Origin of the sequence: Streptomyces sp. NPDC002619, from assembly GCF_042889305.1 — a bacterium.
Lineage (GTDB): Bacteria > Actinomycetota > Actinomycetes > Streptomycetales > Streptomycetaceae > Streptomyces.
The window spans coordinates 47,740-66,648 of the sequence record NZ_JBIAQV010000035.1 but is presented as its reverse complement, the minus strand read 5'-3'; the positions used below and the strand labels follow the sequence as shown (position 1 = coordinate 66,648).

The 18,909-nt window shown below is 70.1% G+C and carries 10 protein-coding genes and 1 pseudogene; 7 read left to right on the top strand and 4 right to left on the bottom strand.

Annotated features, from left to right (window positions below):
• Positions 1-23 precede the first annotated feature (23 nt).
• Both ACFYXB_RS35230 and ACFYXB_RS35225 read left to right on the top strand, forming a co-directional pair.
• Complete coding sequence (locus ACFYXB_RS35230) at positions 24-2,969, top strand: DEAD/DEAH box helicase (RefSeq protein ID WP_389589119.1); 2,946 nt, start codon at positions 24-26, stop codon at positions 2,967-2,969.
• Positions 2,969-7,060, top strand: coding sequence for an Eco57I restriction-modification methylase domain-containing protein (locus ACFYXB_RS35225; RefSeq protein ID WP_389589118.1), 4,092 nt, complete (start codon positions 2,969-2,971; stop codon positions 7,058-7,060). Before ACFYXB_RS35230 ends, ACFYXB_RS35225 begins: the two co-directional genes overlap by 1 nt.
• A gap of 508 nt (positions 7,061-7,568) precedes the next feature.
• Here the strand turns inward: ACFYXB_RS35225 and ACFYXB_RS35220 are convergent.
• Positions 7,569-7,769 (bottom strand): DUF397 domain-containing protein, encoded by a 201-nt coding sequence (locus tag ACFYXB_RS35220; RefSeq protein ID WP_389589117.1) that lies wholly within the window; start codon positions 7,767-7,769, stop codon positions 7,569-7,571.
• Positions 7,766-8,647: pseudogene (locus ACFYXB_RS35215) on the bottom strand (helix-turn-helix domain-containing protein). Before ACFYXB_RS35215 ends, ACFYXB_RS35220 begins: the two are co-directional and overlap by 4 nt.
• A gap of 157 nt (positions 8,648-8,804) precedes the next feature.
• Between ACFYXB_RS35215 and ACFYXB_RS35210 the strand changes: the two are divergent.
• Positions 8,805-9,254 carry an ATP-binding protein gene (locus tag ACFYXB_RS35210; RefSeq protein WP_389589116.1) on the top strand — a complete coding sequence of 150 codons (450 nt, stop codon included), beginning with the start codon at positions 8,805-8,807 and terminating at the stop codon, positions 9,252-9,254.
• 53 nt (positions 9,255-9,307) lie between these two features.
• Here the strand turns inward: ACFYXB_RS35210 and ACFYXB_RS35205 are convergent, their stop codons facing one another.
• Positions 9,308-10,489 (bottom strand): restriction endonuclease, encoded by a 1,182-nt coding sequence (locus ACFYXB_RS35205; RefSeq protein WP_389589115.1) that lies wholly within the window; start codon positions 10,487-10,489, stop codon positions 9,308-9,310.
• A 194-nt stretch (positions 10,490-10,683) separates the two neighbouring features.
• Here ACFYXB_RS35205 and ACFYXB_RS35200 point away from each other — a divergent pair, with 194 nt between their 5' ends.
• From ACFYXB_RS35200 to ACFYXB_RS35185, 4 genes are all read left to right on the top strand, one after another.
• Complete coding sequence (locus ACFYXB_RS35200; protein ID WP_389589114.1) at positions 10,684-12,519, top strand: hypothetical protein; 1,836 nt, start codon at positions 10,684-10,686, stop codon at positions 12,517-12,519.
• Positions 12,516-12,800: a hypothetical protein gene (locus ACFYXB_RS35195; protein ID WP_389589113.1), complete on the top strand. Its 285-nt coding sequence runs from the start codon at positions 12,516-12,518 to the stop codon at positions 12,798-12,800. Before ACFYXB_RS35200 ends, ACFYXB_RS35195 begins: the two co-directional genes overlap by 4 nt.
• Positions 12,797-13,432: a nucleotide exchange factor GrpE gene (locus ACFYXB_RS35190; protein WP_389589112.1), complete on the top strand. Its 636-nt coding sequence runs from the start codon at positions 12,797-12,799 to the stop codon at positions 13,430-13,432. Before ACFYXB_RS35195 ends, ACFYXB_RS35190 begins: the two co-directional genes overlap by 4 nt.
• A 68-nt stretch (positions 13,433-13,500) precedes the next feature.
• Entirely contained in the window at positions 13,501-16,002 is a 2,502-nt protein-coding gene (locus ACFYXB_RS35185) for an Hsp70 family protein (protein ID WP_389589111.1), read from the top strand.
• A gap of 186 nt (positions 16,003-16,188) precedes the next feature.
• Here ACFYXB_RS35185 and ACFYXB_RS35180 read toward each other — a convergent pair whose 3' ends face one another.
• The gene (locus ACFYXB_RS35180) at positions 16,189-18,747 is read right to left on the bottom strand and encodes a hypothetical protein (protein ID WP_389589110.1); all 2,559 of its coding nucleotides are present in this window, start codon (positions 18,745-18,747) and stop codon (positions 16,189-16,191) included.
• Between the last annotated feature and the right edge of the window lie 162 nt (positions 18,748-18,909).

Below are 18,909 nucleotides of genomic sequence, written 5' to 3'. Positions count from 1 at the left end.
ATCTCTAGGAACTGAGACAGCTCATGAGCCTCACGTACACAGCCGGCTCGCTGGTCGCCGCGCGCGGCCGGGAATGGGTGGTGCTGCCCGAGAGCGCCTCCGACATGCTGGTGCTGCGCCCGCTGGGCGGGAGCGAGGACGACATCGCGGCCGTCTTCCCCACGTTCGAGGACGTGCGTCCCGCCGAGTTCGCGGCGCCGAGCTCGGCCGACCTGGGTGACCAGCGTGCCGCTGGCTTGCTGCGTACGGCGCTGCGGATCGGGTTCCGGTCGGGTGCGGGCCCGTTCCGTTCCCTGGCGTCGATCGCCGTGGAACCCCGGGCCTACCAGCTGGTGCCGCTGCTGATGGCGTTGCGGCAGCGCACCGTGCGGCTGCTGGTCTCGGACGACGTCGGTATCGGCAAGACGGTTGAGGCGGGTCTGATCGCCAAGGAGCTCCTGGCTCAGGGCGAGGCGACCCGGCTGGCCGTGTTGTGCTCCCCGGCGCTGGCCGAGCAGTGGCAGTCTGAGCTGCGGGAGAAGTTCGGCATCGACGCCGAACTGGTCCTGGCCTCCACGGTGTCGCGCCTGGAGCGCGGTCTGGAGTTGGGCCAGTCCCTGTTCGACAAGCACCCGTTCACGATCATCTCGACGGACTTCATCAAGTCGACCCGGCACCGCGAGGACTTCGTACGGCACTGCCCGGACCTGGTGATCGTCGACGAGGCCCACACGTGCGTGGCCGCCGACGACGCCGCGCAGGGTGCCGCGTCGTCGGCCTCGAACCAGCTCCGCTACGAGCTGCTGCGCAGGGTCTCCGCCGACGCCGACCGGCACCTGCTGCTGCTGACCGCGACCCCGCACTCCGGCAAGGAGTCCGCGTTCCGCAATCTGCTCGGCCTGGTGCGGCCCGAACTGGCGCACCTCGACCTGGAGTCGGCAGCGGGCCGGGCGAAGCTGGCGGAGCACTTCGTCGCCCGCAAGCGCGCCGACGTGCGCGAATATCTCACCAAGGAGGACGGCCTCGCCGACGACTCCCTGGCCGAGCGGACCGCCTTCCCGTCCGACCGCTGGACGAAGGACGAGAAGTACCGGCTCACCCCCGCCTACCGAGCGCTGCTCGACGACGCCATCGCCTACGCCCGCGACCGCGTCGAGCGGGCAGGCGAGCAGGGCAAGCGGGAGGCCCGTATCGCCTGGTGGTCGGTGATCGCGCTGCTGCGCTCGATGGTCTCCTCGCCGGCGGCCGCCGTGCAGACCCTGAAGACGCGCTCCGAGTCCGCCACGGCCCGCACCGCGCACGAGGCGGACGTGCTGGGCGCCCCGGTGGCCTCCGACTCCGCGGACAACGACCGACTGGAGGGCATGGACGTCGCGCCGGGAGCCGCCGAGACGGAGGACGCGGGCGCCCGGCTGCTCGATCTGGCCCAGCGGGCGGCGCAGTTGGTGGGACCGGCCGAGGACGCGAAGCTGAAGGCGCTCACCGGGCACCTGAAGAAGCTGATCGCCGAGGGCTACCACCCGATCGTCTTCTGCCGCTACATCCCCACCGCCGAGTACCTCGCCGAGCAGCTCGAGGGCAAGCTCGGCAAGAAGGCGAAGATCGCCGCGGTGACCGGCACGCTTTCCCCTCAGCAGCGTCTGGAGCGCATCGAGCAGCTCGCCGCCGAGTCCGCCGAGGACGGCGACCCGGCCGTGCGCCGCGTTCTGATCGCCACCGACTGCCTCTCCGAGGGCGTCAACCTCCAGCACCACTTCGACGCCGTCGTCCACTACGACCTGGCCTGGAACCCGACCCGCCACGACCAGCGCGAGGGCCGCGTCGACCGCTACGGCCAGAAGCGCGACCAGGTCCGGGTCATCACGATGTTCGGCGAGGACAACGGTATCGACGGCAAGGTCCTGGAGGTGCTGTTCCAGAAGCACCGGCAGATCAAGAAGGACCTGGGCATCTCCGTCTCCGTCCCCGACGAGACCGCGTCCGGCGTCACCGACGCCGTGGTGGAGTGGCTGCTGCTGCACGGACGGCAGGGCAGCCAGGAGAGCCTGTTCGACCTGGACGGCCACCAGGAGTCGTTCGACCGTATCGAGCGCGAGTGGAACTCGGCCGCCGAGCGGGAGAAGACCTCCCGTTCCAAGTACGCCCAGCGCGCCATCCACCCGGAGGAGGTGGCCCGCGAGGTCGCCGCCGTACGGGCCGCGCTCGGCGGCGCCGACGAGGTGCGCGGTTTCGCCCTGGAGGCGCTGCGTGACCTGGACGCCCTGGTCCGCGACCCACGCGATGGCAGCGGCGACTTCACCGCGCAGGCCGGCGGCGCCCCCGCCGGCCTGCGGGACGCGCTCGCCGCCACCCTCGGCGGACGGCTGATCGAGGAGGACCGGGAGATCCCGTTCCGTACGACACCGGCGATCGCCCGCGGTGAGGGCGCGCTGGTCCGCACCGACCCGGCGATCGGCGCCATCGCCTCGTACGTCCTGGACTCGGCGCTCGACGCGAACACCCCGGGCCCGCGCCCGGCCCGCCGCTGTGGTGTGGTCACCACGGACGCGGTCGGCATCCGCACGACGCTCCTTCTGGTCCGCTACCGCTTCCACCTCACCCTGCCGTCCCGCACGGGCGAGCGGCAGGTGGTGGCCGAGGACGCCCGTCTGCTCGCCTACGAGGGGATGCCGTCGCGCGCCCGCTGGCTGGACGACGACACGGCCGCCGCGCTCCTGTCCGCGCGGGCCAGTGCCAACACCCACGAGCAGCTCGCCCGCAACCAGATCACCCGCGCCCTGGACGGTCTGCCGGACCTGTCCGCGCACCTCACCGAGTACGGCACGCGCCTGGCCGCCGAACTCGACGCCTCGCACCGCCGTGTGCGCAAGGCCAACGAGGAGATCGTCCGTGGCCTGAAGGTCGTCCCGCAGGAGCCCGCCGACGTACTCGGCGTGTACGTCTACCTGCCGCAGCAGCCCGTTTCCACCGTCACCGGAGCCGAAGCCTGATGTCCGCCGCCACGCGCACCGCCCTGGCCTTCACCGCCGTCACCACGGTCGGCGGCCTGCTCCCCGCCGACATGCTGCTGCGCATCGCCGAGGCGCGGAACCTGCCCGGCACCAAGTCCGCCGACTACGGCCTGCCCGCCTCGGTACCCGTACGCGACGAGGCCGAGCGCGCCTGGGAGTACCTCAAGCCGCTCTGGCGCGACCTGCGCACGGCCCTGCCCTCCGACCCGGTGACCGGCGCCCCCGCCGCCGACCCCACCGGCCGGGCCGGTACCGACTGGCTCGCCCAGCTCTTCCGCAAGCTGGACTTCGGCGCGCTGACCGAGATTGGCGCGGCGGGCATCCCGGCCGACTCCGACCCGGAGAAGCGCTTCCCGGTGTCCCACCGCCACGGCCCGGCGCTCATCCACCAGATCCCCTGGAACCAGGAGCTGGACAAGCGCCCGGCCCCCGGCCAGGTCCCCGCGCAGTCCATGCTCCAGGACTGCCTCAACCGCACCGAGGCCCACCTGTGGGCCGTCCTCACCAACGGCCGCCGTCTGCGCCTGCTGCGCGACTCCTCGTCCTTCTCCACCGCGGCCTACGTCGACTTCGACCTGGAAGCCATCTTCGACGGCGAGCTGTTCAGCGAGTTCGTGCTGCTGTACAGCTTGCTGCACGCGTCGCGGTTCGCGGTGGCGGAGGGGGCGGCGGCCTCGGGGTGCTGGCTGGAGAAGTGGCGCACCGAGGCCGTCACCTCCGGCGCCCGCGCCCTGGACCAGCTGCGCCTTGGCGTTCAGAACGCCCTGACCGTGCTCGGCACCGGCTTCCTGCGCCACCCGGACAACGCCCGCCTGCGTGAGAACACCGACCCGAAGGCGCTTCGGGACGCTTTGCTGCGTCTGGTGTACCGCCTGCTGTTCGTCTTCGTCGCCGAGGACCGCGAGGCCCTCCTCGCCCCGGACGCCGACGAGCGGCAACGGGAGGCGTACGAACGGTACTTCTCCTCGGCCCGGTTGCGTGAGCGTGCCCGCCGCCGTCAGGGCACCGCTCACGGTGACCAGTACGAGGCCCTGCGTATCGTCCTCGACGCCCTCGGCACCGAGGGCGGCCGCCCCGAGCTAGGCCTGCCCGGCCTCGGTGGTCTGTTCACCCACAAGGAGGCCGACGCGCCTCTGGACGGTCTGAAGTTGTCCAACGAGTCGCTGCTCGCCGCCGTACGTCACCTCGCCCAGGTCCGCGACCCCGGCGCCCGCCGCTGGCGCGCCGTCGACTACCGCCACCTGGACGCCGAGGAACTGGGCTCGGTGTACGAGTCCCTGCTGGAGCTGGAGCCGAAGCACTCCGCGACGGACCGGTCCTTCGAGCTGATCGAGGTGGCGGGCAACAGCCGTAAGACGACAGGGAGTTACTACACCCCGTCCTCGCTGATCGAGTGCCTGCTGGACACGACGCTCGACCCGGTCATAGACGACGCCGTCAAGCGTGGCGAACAGCGGGCCACCGAGGCCGGCCGTCCCGACCCGGCCGACGACATCGTCGACGAGCTGCTGTCTCTGACGGTCTGTGACCCCGCTTGTGGGTCAGGCCACTTCCTTGTTGCCTCGGCCCGCCGCATCGCCAAGCGCGTGGCGTCCGTGCGTGAGCGCAACCCGGAGCCGACGGTCGACGCCATGCGTCACGCGTTGCACGAGGTCGTCGCGCGTTGCATCTACGGCGTCGACCTAAACCCGATGGCCGTGGAGCTGGCCAAGGTCTCCCTGTGGATCGAAGCCATGGAGCCGGGCAAGCCGCTCAGCTTCCTGGACGCTCATGTCAAGCGCGGGAACGGCTTGATCGGCGCGACGCCGAAGCTGCTGGCGGAGGGTGTTCCGGACGACGCCTTCAAGCCAATCGAGGGCGACGACCGGAAGTACGCGGCCGGGCTCGTCAAGCGCAACAAGGCCCAGCGGGGCGGCCAGGATGAGCTGCTGTTCGACGCGGAGCCCCTGCCGGGGAACGAGCGCTACGCCGCCGAGCTCTCCCGCATCACCGCTGCCCCCGCGGATTCCCTGAAGCAGGTGCGGGCACAGGAGTCTGCGTACCGCGCCTACTCGGAGTCGGCCGCGTATGTGCACGACCTGCATGCCGCCGACGCGTGGTGCGCCGCGTTTGTGTGGCCTAAGCATGAGGGTGCGCCGGAGGCACCTACCGACCAGGTGTTCCGGGCGCTGCGTGGTCGTGACCAGTCTGCGGTGCCGGATGTCACCCACGAGGAGATTCTGCGGCTGCGGGATCAGTACAGCTTCTTCCACTGGCATCTGGAGTTTCCGGAGGTCTTCTCCGTTCCGGAGTCGGGCGACGGGGTTCAGCGGGGGACGGGCTGGGCAGGCGGCTTCGACGCAGTGGTGGGCAACCCTCCGTGGGATCAAGTTCAGGTAGACGCACGTGAGTTCTTCGCAGCAACGCGAGTGGACATCGCTGAAGCAGCGAACATGACGGTCCGCAACAAGAAGATCAACCTGCTGGCCACAGAGGCCCCCGAGCTGTACGCAAGTTTCAAGGAGGAACAGCGCAAGAACGACGGGTTCAAGCATTTCGCGCACACCTCTGGGCGGTTCCCGCTGACAGCCTTTGGGCGACTCAATACGTACTCACTCTTCGCGGAACACGCTCGCACCGCCATGGCCACTCAAGGGCGTAGCGGTCAGATTGTGCCCTCGGGCATCGCCACGGACTCCTTCAACCAATACTTCTTCAAGGACCTGGTCACCCAGGGCCATCTGGTCGCGCTGTATGGCTTCGAGAACGAGGAGAAGATCTTCCCTGGCGTCCATCACAGCGTGAACTTCGCCCTGTTCTGTATGGCTGGCTCCGGCTCCACCGAAACCCCGATCTCTATTGCCTTCCGGGTCCGTCAGGTTGAGCACATCACCAGCCGCGCCTACACCCTGACCGGCCGCGACATCCAGATCCTCAACCCGAACACCGGCACCTGCCCCGTCTTCCGCTCCCGCCGCGACATGGAGATCACACTGGGCATCTACCGACGCGTCCCGGTGCTACTCAAGGAAGGCGCTACGGACGGCAACCCGTGGGGCGTGAAGTTCCAGCTCATGATCATGATGAACACGGACTCGGACAAGTTCCGCACCCGTGAAGACCTTATCGACGATGGCTGGCGCCTAGAAGGTAGCACCTTCGTCAAGGCTGGAGCGCGCATGCTCCCGCTGTACGAGGCGAAGATGCTTCACCACTACGACCACCGCTTCTCGACGTACGAGAACGCAACCGAGAAGCAGCTCGCCGTCGGCACCCTTCCCCGCTTTACCATGGAACAGCACCAGGACCCAGCGGCCGTCCCGCTACCCCGCTACTGGGTCTCTGAACAGGACACCCCTACCGGCGAGTTCGACAAGTCCGGCCAGGAGATCAAGGCACCGGGTGTCCGCAGCCGACTGACAGCCAAGGGTTGGGATCGGGACTGGGTGATGGGCTGGCGCGACATCTGCCGCGCCAGCGACGAACGCACGATGATCTGCTCCGTCGCCCCTGCCCACGGCTTCGGGCACCCCTTCCCGCTGGCATTCCCCGCCGCCACCGCGCACGCGCCACTCCTCAGCGCCGTGTTCTCCTCCATGGCCTGCGACTACGCCGTCCGCCAGAAGATCGGCGGCACCCATCTCACCTACGGCTACGTGCACCAGCTGCCAGTCCCGACCCCCGACACGCTCGCCGCCCACGCCCCCTTCATCACCCCCCGCCTCCTCGAACTCACGTACACCTCCCACGACATGACCCCCTTCGCTCGCGACCTCGGCGACACCGGAAACCCCTTCCGCTGGGACCCCGACCGCCGTGCCGTCATCCGCGCCGAACTGGACGCCCTCTTCTTCCACCTCTACGGCATCACCCGCGATGACACCGCCTACATCTTGGACACCTTCAACGTCACCCGCGACAACGACATCAAGGCGTACGGCGAGTACCGCACCAAGAACCTGATCCTCGCCGAGTACGACCGGATGGCTGCCGCCGGCCTGACGCTGGAGAACCCGCTCACCGAGGGCGAGTCCGGCACCTACCGCTCCACCCTCACCCCGCCCCCCGGCCAGGGCCCCCGCCACGACTGATCCCGCCCCTCATCCAAGGAGCCAACACTCCTGTGGTACGCCGAAGCCAGACCAGCAACCCGCGCTCGGCCGTCGTCCTGACGTCGGGCGCGGACTGGGGCACGCGTGCCGCCGGGCAACGCCGGGGCAGCGGGGCCGAGTTCCCGATGCCCCGGCGGCAGGCGGCGAAGGTCAAGGCGTTGCAGCAGTCTCTCGGGCTGATACGCACGGCGATCAACGCCAAGCGCTGGGCTCAAGCGCGTTACACGCTCAGCCGCGCGCGGGCTCTGATCAACGCCCTGCCCGCCGACCAGACGGTCCAGGAACGCGAGCAGCTCACTCAGCTGCGGAAGAAGTTCGAGGCGCGCGGCACACCGGCAGCCAAGAGCGCCACAAAGGCGAAGACGAAGACGACTCCAGCGGCGCGGGCGAGCGGCAAGAAGTCTGCCGCGAAGCCCACACCACAGAAGGCCGCGCCGAAGTCGACGCCCGACCTCGGCGACCGGTTCATCAACCGTGCCTCGCTCGGTTACGCCCCCGAGGCGCCCGACACGAACCTCACGAAGGGGGCCCAGCCCTCGCGGCCCACGGCGAAGGGCGGCCGGGCCAGGTCCTTGGAGTCCCATACATGAACAGCCTGTTCGGCGATCGCGATCTCCACACAGCTGTCGCCCTGCGTGCCGCTGTAGCTGGACTTGAACCAGGCGAGTTCTGTCGTACCGCTGCTCATAGCTCTCCTCGCAGTCGCTCCAACAGGTCCCTGGATTCCTTGGGGTTCAGGGACTGCGAGCGCAGTGTTTCATAGCGGCGGCAGAGCAGACTCACCTCTTTCGGGCCGGAGATCAGCCGTCCGTTCTGTTGCCCCTCGGAGTACCCGAGTCGCCGCCCGTCTGGAGTCTCCAGCAACTGGACCGGCCCGTCCAGGCAGCTGTGAAACTCCAACTCCAGCGGCACCGCTTGGAGTGTCACATTGCGCGGCGCGGTGAGCGCAAGCACATGATCCAGCACGCTCGCCTGCACATGCACCCCACCCAGCCTGCGCCGGAACACCGACTCCTCCACGATGAAGCTGAACGGCACGGTCGGCCGTTCCCGCACCATCCGCTGCCGCTCCATCCGCGCGGTGAGCTGCGCCTCCGTCTGCTCATCGGTCAGCAACGGGATGCTGTTGTCGAACACCGCCCTCGCATACGCCTCCGACTGCAACAACCCCGGCACGAGCCGGCACTCGTACGTGCACAGACTCACCGCCTCCCGCTCCAACCGTGCCCACCGCCGGAACTACGCCGCAAGTCCCACCTCACCCCGGCTGAGATGACGAGCGGCCCTGCGCAGCGCCCCGGTGTTGCCGGTTGCCTCCTCAGCACGCTCCACGAACGCCTCATCCGGCATCCGGCGCCCCAACTCCACCGACTCCACCGTGTGCTTGGAGTACTGGACGACAGCGGCAAGATCTCCCCGACTGAGCCCCGCGTGCTCGCGTAACGCCTGGACGACCGCGCCGAACGTACGCAGACTGTCAGATGGATGAGGTTCCCGCTCCCCCTCCCCCGCCGGAACCGTCCGAGCGCCGACGCCCTCGGCCGCCTCCGCTTCGACGATGTCCATCCGCCGCCCCTCTCTCCAGCCCCTCGGGCCCGCACACGTGCAGCACTCAGCGTGACGGCCGGGTGAGCGTACTGTCCACTCCATGTGCCCGTACGATCACTCCGCGTACGGGGTGCGGCGCTCGCATTCAGTCACACCCGACCGTCACGCTGGCGCCATGAGGCAACCCACTCCCCAACTCGCCACCGCACCAGTCACCTTCACTCAGCTACTGTCGTCCACGCGGCGCGGCGCCCGGCTCGCCCGACTGCTCTGCGTGAGCCAGCTGCGATCCCGGGGCACCCCGCAGGACCTCACGGAGCGTACCGAGATCGTCGTTGCGGAGCTTGCAGCCAACGCGGTACTCCACGGCCACCTGCCCGGTCGCAGCTTTCGCCTGACCCTCGTGTTCGACGCCGCGCCCGGCCGCCTACGCATCGACGTCACCGACGCGCGTGGGGACAGGTGGCCGCAGGATCGCCCCACGAGCGCCGCACCCGGCAACGCGCTCCACCCCGACGGGTACGGCCTCTCGATCGTCGCTGCGGTCGCCGACCATTGGGAGACGCTTCCCTTTCCACCCAGCGGCAAGACCGTCCGGGCCGAGCTGATCGACACCGGCGCGTGATCACGTCGGCGGGAGCGCCGATGCCGCGCCTCATGAGGTGCGTGCCTGGCCCGTCAGGCACGCATTCCCAGTTTGAGGGCTGCTTCGCGGGCCTTCTCGTCGGCCATGGCGATGAGCCGCTTCCGCCCACCGTGGGTCTGGAAGTCCGTCCGGGACATGGCCAGGAGGGAGTCCGCCCGCTCGATCAGCTTGTGCGCCGCTTTCAGTGCCTTGATGAGTTCCTTGGTGTACCGGTTGGACGGCAGCGCGTGGACCTCACTCGTGTGCGCACGGACGCGAGTGATCAGGCGGAGCACGGTCTGCCGCTGGGCTTCCAGCTCGGCGGCACGCTGAGTCGCGCGTGGGTTCGGCGCCTGGGCGCGCGTCGGGCCCGGGCGAGCGGACAGGCGAGCCGCTACCGCGTTCAGTGGAGTGATGTGCCCGAGCTCCTGGATCGAGAAGAGCGCGACCTTTTTCTCGTCGGCGAACTGCCGGGCACTGGCCGTATAGCCGCCGGACGCGTAGAACAGCAGGTGGTGGTGCGAGTCCGCCACTCCTCGCAGTTCTCGGACGGGGCCGACACCGATCGGCTGGCTGTAGTACTTCACCTGCGCAATGGCGTCCCGGGCGATCACGTCGACACCCCCGTCCGCGCCGGCACCCGTCACCCGCGCGTCGGTGAAGCCGAGGCTGCGCATGTGGTCGACGGCGGCGAATTCGGCGTCCTGCCATGTGCGGATGGTTCTCGCGTGGTACCCCCTCTCCTGTGAGCCGGCGCTTTCTTCCGCACGCGGAGGTGTGGACGCCCGGCGGGCCCCCCGGTGTGCGCCGGGCGTCTCCGAGGCACCGCGACGGCCCTGCGCGACGTGCGGAGGATCAGCCGGGGCGCTGCCATCGCCCTGCCGGCCGGCGGCGACCAAAGCACGGGCCACGGCCGCGGAAAGGGCCTTGAGCTCTATCGCGCCTTCGGGGCCGTCGAGCACGACCGCCTCGCCAAACCGGGACTGACTCCCACTCCCCAGGACGGTGAGCGGGCGGCGCAGTTCCACGTGTTCCACCTTGAAGGTGCCCCGCCACAGGAGGAGTCGCCGACGGGTCAGTGCGCCGTGGAACCGGAGGGTGGTGAACAGCAGCTCGACCCGTTCACCGGACGCCAGATGCGTCAGTAACCGTTCGGCCTGGGGCGAGTTGCCCACCCAGCCGCTGCCGCGGGCGGCAGCGGAGGTGCGAGGGTCGCTGCGAAGACTTGACACCATGCCATCTTGCATCAACTCCCGATGCGGGACGTAGGGGTCCCGATGCGGGCTTTGAGCGACCGGCGGCGGTCGTGCCGGCCAGAGCGGTGGACGTCACGCCAGGGCCAGCCAGCACGCCAAAAGCGCGTTGACACCGCCAACAGGCTTATCTACGGTGGCTTTTGACACTTGGGGGATCAGGGGGCAACGGGCGAGTGAGCGTCGACGTCACCGGTGAACCCGGCCGAGCCGTCGCGGTTGACCTCCTGCTGAATGATGCTGAACATGCTTTCCTGTACGGCAGGTTCGCCGTCGTAAGGCCCCTTCTGCGCCGCGTCCAAGACGAGTTCGGCACACCCGAAGCCGAGGACGTGGCGGTACGGTACGCCATCCTCCGCGCAGCCCTGGCCGCCCGGGTCGGAAACTGGCCGGAGGCTGTTCGGCGGTGTCCGGACACTCAGCTGGACCTGGCGGCGACGGGGGTCGTGCACGCCCTCGCGGTGAGCGCCCTCCGCAGACTGGGTGAAGAGAGTGGGCGGCGCACCGACTTCGGCACCGCGGCGCTCGCGATCGTGTTGTGGGCGCATCTCCTGGACGAGGGCGACCCGGGCGACTTCCGCGCGCTCCTCACCGAGCGGCGCGGCGCTCCCGTGCCCGACGATCTCTGGGAAGGGGCCCGACGCCATCTGCTCGGACGCATCACCGACCTGCTGCACGCGCTGGACGTCCGGGGCGGCCGGGACGCCCTCGCCGCCTGGGAGACGGCCTGGGAGGCCGAGCGTGCCGTCCTTGCGGTCCTCCTCTCGGACGCCGGGCCCGACGGCCTGATCCCGCTCGGAGAGGCCGCCCATCATCTCGTGACGCACGACCGCGGCGAGGCCCTCCTCGACGCCTTCACCGCACGCCACCCCGACCCCGCCACCTGGGCCGCGGACTCGCCCGACCACCGTGCGTGCGCCGGCCCTCTCGCCCAGGCCCTCGCGGAACGGGGCCGGAACCAGGTGCGGGCCGGAGAGTGGAGCGGGGCGCTCGCGGACTTCGGCACGGCGGCGCGGCTCGGCCACACCCTCGGCACCGAGGACCGGGCGGCCGTACTCCACGCGGGGAACAACGTCGGGCGGAGCCGCACCGGGCGCGACTACTCCCCCGTCACCCGTATCCAGGGCCTGGAGCTGGCCCACGCGCTGCTGCCCGGGGACGGCTCGCTGGCAGCCGAGCTGACCGCCGAGCTGGTGCGGCAGGGCCGCAGGGTCTTCGACAGCGACCCTCGGCAGAGCAGGAACCGCTTCGCGCGGGCCCTGGTCGTGTCGCCCGGTGACCGGGACGCCAGGTCCGGCCTCGACGACCATCTGAGAGGGGACCTGCGCCGGGCGCTCGACGGGGCGCAGCCTCAGAAGAAGATCCACGCAGAGGCGGTACGGGCTCTGCTGCGGCGCGATCCGGACTGTGCACCGGCCCGGAGGTGGCTGAGAGATCGTAATGCCGAGTGGGCCGTGGCCGCCGCGTCCAGCGGGCACATGGCAGCGGCTCGGTCCGCCGTGCGCCGCGTGATCCAGTACGACGGCGGCCAGGGCCCGCACGGAGAGGAACTCGTCAGCAGCGTGCTCGTCGACCTCCTGGTCGACGAGGCCGGGTTCTCCGGAGCCGAAGGCACTCGCGCCGGACGGGAACGCAGCGTCGACCTGCTGAACACGGCCATCGGCATCGCGGGCCCGGCCCGTGACCACGTCAGGGAGACATACGAGGCGGCGGTGCTCGACCTCGCCGAGCACCTCGAGGCCACGGCGTCCCCGTCGGACGTCATCGAGCTGTTCCTGCGCGACTTGATGCGAACCGGTGTCAGTGCCCGCTTCGACCAGACCGTGCAAGCCGCCTACCTGCGCCGCGCCCAGACCCGCGAGAAGGAAGGCGACCTCGGCGGAGCGCGGCGCGACCGCGCGTGTGCGAAACAGATCGGTGCCGAACTGCCGGATCAGGGACTGCTGTTCGGCCCCGCTCCCCGGATCCGCCCACGCCACCACCACGACTTCGGACAGGACACTCTTTTTTGAACGTCGACAAGCCCGCCTCGGGCGCCGGGGGCGCCGAAGCACCCCCGATTCCCTGGTTCGGCCCCACGCTCCACGAACTCGTCCCCGACAGCCCGCCGGGTACCCGGCCCCCGGTCCTCCGCAGACAGGTGGGGCAGGCCCTCACCGCGGCCCGGCAGGATCCGGTCAGGCAGGAGCGCATCCGCCGGGCCGACCATGCCTCCCGCGGTGCCGTCGCCGCCCTCGTCGCCGAAATGCTCTCCCCGCCCCTGCCCCGCCACAACTCCGAGGAACTTCCGTGAACGGTCCCGCCCCGACCGCTCCCACCGGTCCGCCGTCCGAACTCGACAAACTGCGGCGCCGGGTCGAGGCGCTGTCCCGCAAACGTGACGAGGCCGAGACACGGCTGCGCACTCTGCTGAGCTCCCTGCTGCTGCTGGACGACCTGCTCGCCGACACGCGCCGCCGGGCCGGCTGCCTACACGAGGCGCGATCCGCCCGCGAGGCGACCTCGGCCGCCGTCGCGCTGAGCGAGCAGATCGACGCGGCACACCTGATGCTGCGCGGTGAGTTCGCCCGGCACGACGTCAGCCCGATGGACGCGGCGGGCAGGGCCGTCGATCCGGCGGAGATGCGCGTCGTCGGCACGGAAGCCCATGCCTCCGCCCCGGCCGGCACGGTCCTGAGGGAGGTAGTCAGCGGCTTCCGCCTGGGCGCGTCCATCCTGCGCCCCGCACAGGTGGTCATCGCGGTGCCGGGCCCCGCACCGGAATCCGAGCCGACTCCGGCAGCCGAGGACGGCCCGGATCCGGCGGTGTCCGAGGTACCCCCCGCAGGCGGCGGGCGGACGCAGCCACGGCGCACCACCCGCTCCCAGCGGAAGCTCCCGCGCAAGCCCTCGGCCGGGCGGAGACGCCGCTCCCGTCGCGGCTGACCCGGCGGCCACCGCACCTCCCCCGTCCTTACGTCCGACGCCCCACGACGATCAGGAAGCAACCTTCCATGCACCGGACTCTCGGCATCGACCTCGGCACCACCAACTCCGTCACGGCCTGGCTGCACGACGGCGTCCCCGTCGTCCTGCCCAACCGGCACGGGGATCAGGCCACCCCCTCAGCCGTCGGGCTCGACTCCCGGGGTGCCCTGCTGGTCGGGCACGAAGCCCTCAACTGGCGTGTCGCTGATCCCACTTCCGTGATCACTGAGGTCAAGCGGCTGATCGGGCGGCGCTGGGACGACGAACTCGTGCAGCAGGCGCTCAAGGCACGGCCGCGCGACGCGCCGCCCGTCCGGGCGAGCGCCGACAGCTCAGTGGAGATCCGGCTCGGCGAGCACTACCTCTCCCCCGTGCAGGTCTCCGCCGTCCTGCTGCGCCGGCTGAAGGAGGATGCAGAGAGTACCGCGGGGGTGCCGTTCCGGCGTGCGGTGATCACCGTGCCAGCGTACTTCGCCGAGCCACAGATCCACGCGGTGCGTGAGGCGGGACGACTGGCCGGTTTCCACGTGGCGCGGATCGTGGCGGAACCGACCGCCGCCGCGCACGCCTTCGGCGTCAGGGCTGGCGAGAACGGCACCAAGGACTACGCCACCGTGCTCGTCTTCGACCTGGGCGGCGGCACCTTCGACGTGTCGCTGCTGACGATCGGTCCGGGTTATTTCTCGGTGAGCGAACTGGGCGGAGACAACCTCCTCGGCGGCGCCGACTTCGACGCACTACTCGACGAGCACCTGCGCGAGCAGCTCGCCGGACGCGACCACGGCGGCGAAGGAGACGCCTCCCGGATCCGGGCCGCCGGCGAGCGCGCGAAGATCGAACTGTCCGCGCGGGACGTCTCCGAGGTGACCCTCGCTCCGCTCGGCTGCCAGGGCGGATCCTGGTCCGGGGCGGTGCGGCGCACGGTCTTCGAGGGGCTCCTCACCGCGCACCTGCGCCGGATGCGGGAGACGGTCGAGTCGGTGCTGAAGGAAGGCGAGGCGCTGCCGGAGGACGTCCAGCACGTCCTGCTCGTCGGCGGCTCCACCCATATCCCGGCCGTCCGGCGCGAACTGGCGGACCTCTTCGGTGAGGAGACGGTGGCGCACACGGTGGATCCCATGATGGCCGTCGCGCACGGCGCCGCCGTGGAGGCCGGTCTCCTCAGCACCCTCGACTGCCCCGCCGAGACCTGTACCTCCGAGGGCATTCCCGTCACCGCCGACGCCTGCCCGGACTGTGCCACCTCGCTGCTCGGCACGGCCACCATGGACTGCCCGGTCTGCCACGTCCCCGCCCCCGAGCCCACTGCCACCTGTCCCGTGTGCAGCGCAGACCTGTCCGGACTGCGCGCGACCGCTCCGGTGGCCACCCGCGTGGAGTGCCCAGAGTGCGGCCGGGCCGACAACCCCGCCTCCGCTACCGTGTGCCTCGACTGCGACGCGCCGCTGGACGCGGGCGGCCTGAAGTGCCCCGGGTGCAGGATGGTCAACGCCACCGGTCTCAGCGCCTGCTCGTTCTGCGGCGATGACTTCGGCACCGCCCCCGCCGAACAGGTCACGTCGCAGCACCTCGGACTCGAGCTCGAGGACGGCACCGTGGAGCTACTCTTCCCCGGCGGTACGCCCTACCCGACTGAATGGCGCCGGGTGGATGACCTTGTGGTGCGCGGCAGCAACGGCAGACCCGTGCGGTTCCAGGTCTGGGAGGGGGCACACCTGGGCTCGGCGCAGCGCAACGAGTTCTGCGGCGGCTTCGTCGACGAGCGCACCGATGGACTCCGAGGAGACGTACCACTCGACCTCCAGGTACGGCTCGACGCCGACCGGACCATCGAACTGAAGTACCGCATCGGCTCCGGCGACTGGCGCGGTGCCCGACTGCGGCGCAGCATGGTCTCCACCGCCGTCGGCCGGAAGGCGGCCGAACTCCACGCCCGCTACGACGACTTCCTGCACACGTGGGACCAGGAGGTCACCCCCGCCGAGCGTGACGCCCTCACCGAGGTCCTGACTGACCTGGAGGCCCTCAGCAAGGGGGAGCCTGTGGGCCGTTCCCTGGATGGCCTGCTGGACTCGGCCCGCGACACCCTGGAGCTGTGCGTACAGGCCCGAAGTGCCTCCGCCAGGGCGACAGTCGCCGCACGGGGCGGACGCGGACTGCTGCCACCGCCGCTCCTGGAGGACCTGCGGAAAGCGGCGGAGGCGGTCATGGACGCACGCAGGGCCATGGACGCCGACGCGATGCGGGCCGCCACGGAGCGGGCCGAGGAGCTGTGGACCGGACTCGACCGCGCCGTCCGCACCTCGATCCTCACCATCCGCTTCGCCGAACAGGACGCCTACCCGACGATCCTCCGCAAGGAGATCCTGGACGCCCGCGACGCCCTGCGCAGTGCCGTGGAACGTGGTGACCAGGCCGCGCAGGACACCCAGCTGGTACGCCTCGTACGCCTCGCCGAACAAGGCAGTGGCCAGTTCGCGGAGGTGAGCACCCCCATCGCTGGGAGCGTACTGCCGTCCAAGCGGTGACAGGCTGCGGGATGCGGCACGGTGCAGGGCACGTTTCGGCCCTGCACCGCACGCCCCGAGGGGCCACAAGCCCTGCTGCCCCACCCGCTCAGCCCTCCAGGTGGCACATCGCCGAACCACCCTGCCCGCGCAGCGGCAAGACCGTCCGGGCGGTGCTCACGACGCCGGTCGAAGCGTGCGGGCTGCTCACCGTCGGTAACGCCAGATCTGCCGCAGCCGCAGAGCCTCCATGGCTCGATGGGTCTCAAGCTCCGTATCAGGGACGGGCTCCCGGCCGAGACCGAGGCGCACCTGGCGATAGAGCCGGTGCGGGGCGGCGACGGAGCTGTCGACCAGCGTGGACAAAAGCGGCTCGTCAGCAGGTGTGCCCCGGTCAGCCGCGACAAGCAATGCGACCTGATCGTCGGGGTGCAGGAACGGCACCTGCCCGCCCGACCTGAGTCGGAGGTCGCCCCAGTTCAGGGGGGTGCCGTCGACGCGGGCCAGTTCCTCGAGGATGCCGCGGACCGTGAGGGCCAGCTTGTCGATTCTCTCGGCCGGCAGGCGGTCGTCCTGCGGTGGCTCGGCGGTGCGGCCGGCCGTCGACGACGTGTTCCGCGGGGCGGGCGCGGGCTGGGCGGATCGCTCGGCGGACATCCGGTCCTCCAGTACGCGCCGCCACCGCCTGAGGTGCTTGGCCTCCGCGACCGGTAGCGGCTGGGCGAACTGGTCGCACTGCTTCCCGATCTCGTCGAGCACCCGCTGCAGGTCCCGGGTGGACCGTTGCCTATGGGTCTGACCCAGCTCACCGAGCAGGCGTCTGATCTTCCTGAGGTTCGGATCCGTCTTCTCGACCGGTTTGGGTTCGAGGGCCTTGGCCGGTTTCGATTCGGGAGAGACGGTCCGATGCTCCGTCTTGGCCGGGGTGACGGTGATCGGACGCCCGATCAGACGGTCGAGGAGGTCCAGAACACGGTCACCCTCCACCAGCCACACACGGAGGTCCCGCTTGTGGGCGCGAACTTCTTCGTACCGTCGGAGATGCGCCTCTCCTTGTCGCATCGCCTCCGACAGGCGCTGGGCACGCGTCCCCTTCGTCCGAGCTCGGGTCCTTGCCGCCTCCTCCAGCTTTTCCCGCATCTCCGCACGCCACTGACGTGCCTGACGCAAGTCGCTCTCGGAGGGTGCTTGCTTCCTGACGGCGGGCTGGTTCGCACCAGGCGGCGGAGCGGCCGACACGCGTGTCTCCCGGCTCCCGTACGCCTCATGCGTCTTCTTGACCTCGGCCGCTGCCCACTGCTGCAGAGCGAACTCCGAAGCCGGCTCGGCGGCCCCGAGTCGGCTCAGTACCTGGCCCAGGTACGGAAGGGGCCTGCCCAAGTGGGTGACGACCAGGACACTCAGCAGCGCGCGATCGGGTACGCGAGGCTTGTCCACCTCGATCAGCAGTTCCTGGCGCTTGGGGTTCGGCAGGTCGTAGACCCACCGGCCGAGCCGCCCGGACAGCTCGCTCCACGTGATCGTGGCGCCCTTCGCCGCGACCTCCTCCAGCACCTTCCTGAGCGCGTCGGCTGTCCGTCCCGGTGCGGTCTCCGATGCTTTCGGCCCGCTGGGCACGGGTTCGGTGAGCGGGGTTCGCTCACAAGCGCTGGAGGCGCGAGGCGCCGGGACGTGCTTCTCGTCGAGCGCGACGCTGGGACGCCACAGACCGGTGCGCTCCGCGTCCAGGCCATTGAGCCGTACCATGGCGTCGGCCCGCACCGCCCACGAAGAACCGTTTCCCTCGACGACATCCGTGACCAACAGCCGGACCGAACCCGCGAGGCGGTAGACGTACTGGTCCGTGGGAGCCGGCACCGTGTCGGGCAGGGACAGACAGGCCCGGACGATGCGGCTTCCCGCCGGCTTGACGAAGCCAGGGACCAGACGCCTGCCGGGCACGTCCAACGACGGGGAGGACACGGGTGCCGCTTCCGCGTCCACCGCGAACACGACCTGTCCGCTGGGAAGGGCCACACTGCTGGGAAACGGCTCACAGCCGATGCCGTCGTCGCGGACCGCTCCCTCGGCACGCAGCTCCTCGAGCGCGGGCGTGACGAGGCCGCTTTCGGTCATCCGGCAGTGCTCCAGGGGAGCCCAAGGGGTCTTCTTGCCGTCGGTCACGGTGCCGATGAACACACGACGGTCATTGCCCTCGGTCTCGCACCGCACGAGCAGCGCGTAGCCTCGGCGCGCCACCGTGTCGCGGGCGAGCGCGTCGTCCCGGCCGAAGACCCATTCGATACGGCCTTCCTTCGCGCCCAGGCTGTCCGCTGCCTTGCGCCAGCTCCGGTAGTCCTCCGGGTGGAGCTCGAACCGGAGGTGCGTTTTCGTACGACGCAGCCAGAAGTCCACGGCATCACCGTGACAGTGCCCGAAGCTGCGCAGCTCGCCCTGGGCCGCATGTCCCTGCGCCGCGAGCCAGCGAGTGACATGGGCCTTGATGAACAAGTGGTCGGCGCCGTCCGCGCTGTGGGTGGTCCGGTGGCATTCCCCACGGCCGGGGTCGGCTTCGTGGGCGAAGTGACATACCCTCGTCACATACCGCTTGGGGCGCAGCGGTTCTCCACAGCCGCCGAGAAGCGTGCCGCACCAGAAGTCGTCCCTCCCGAACTGACGGAGGAACTCGTCAAGGTTGTGCGGCTGTTCAGGGAGGATCACCGGCTGATCCGAGTCGCGGCCTCCGATGACCGCGGTCTGGATGAGACGGGTGTCGATCTGCCCCAACTCTGGGTCCTCCAATGAATACGTGAGACGACCGCCTCGAGAGACAAGGGGCGGAACGAATTCTGGCATGTATGCATCGACTGCACCACATGCCCTGAATACGGAAACCCTGGTCAGGACAGAGGCCGAGGCGCTCGGAAGTCACTCGCCGCGCATCGCTTC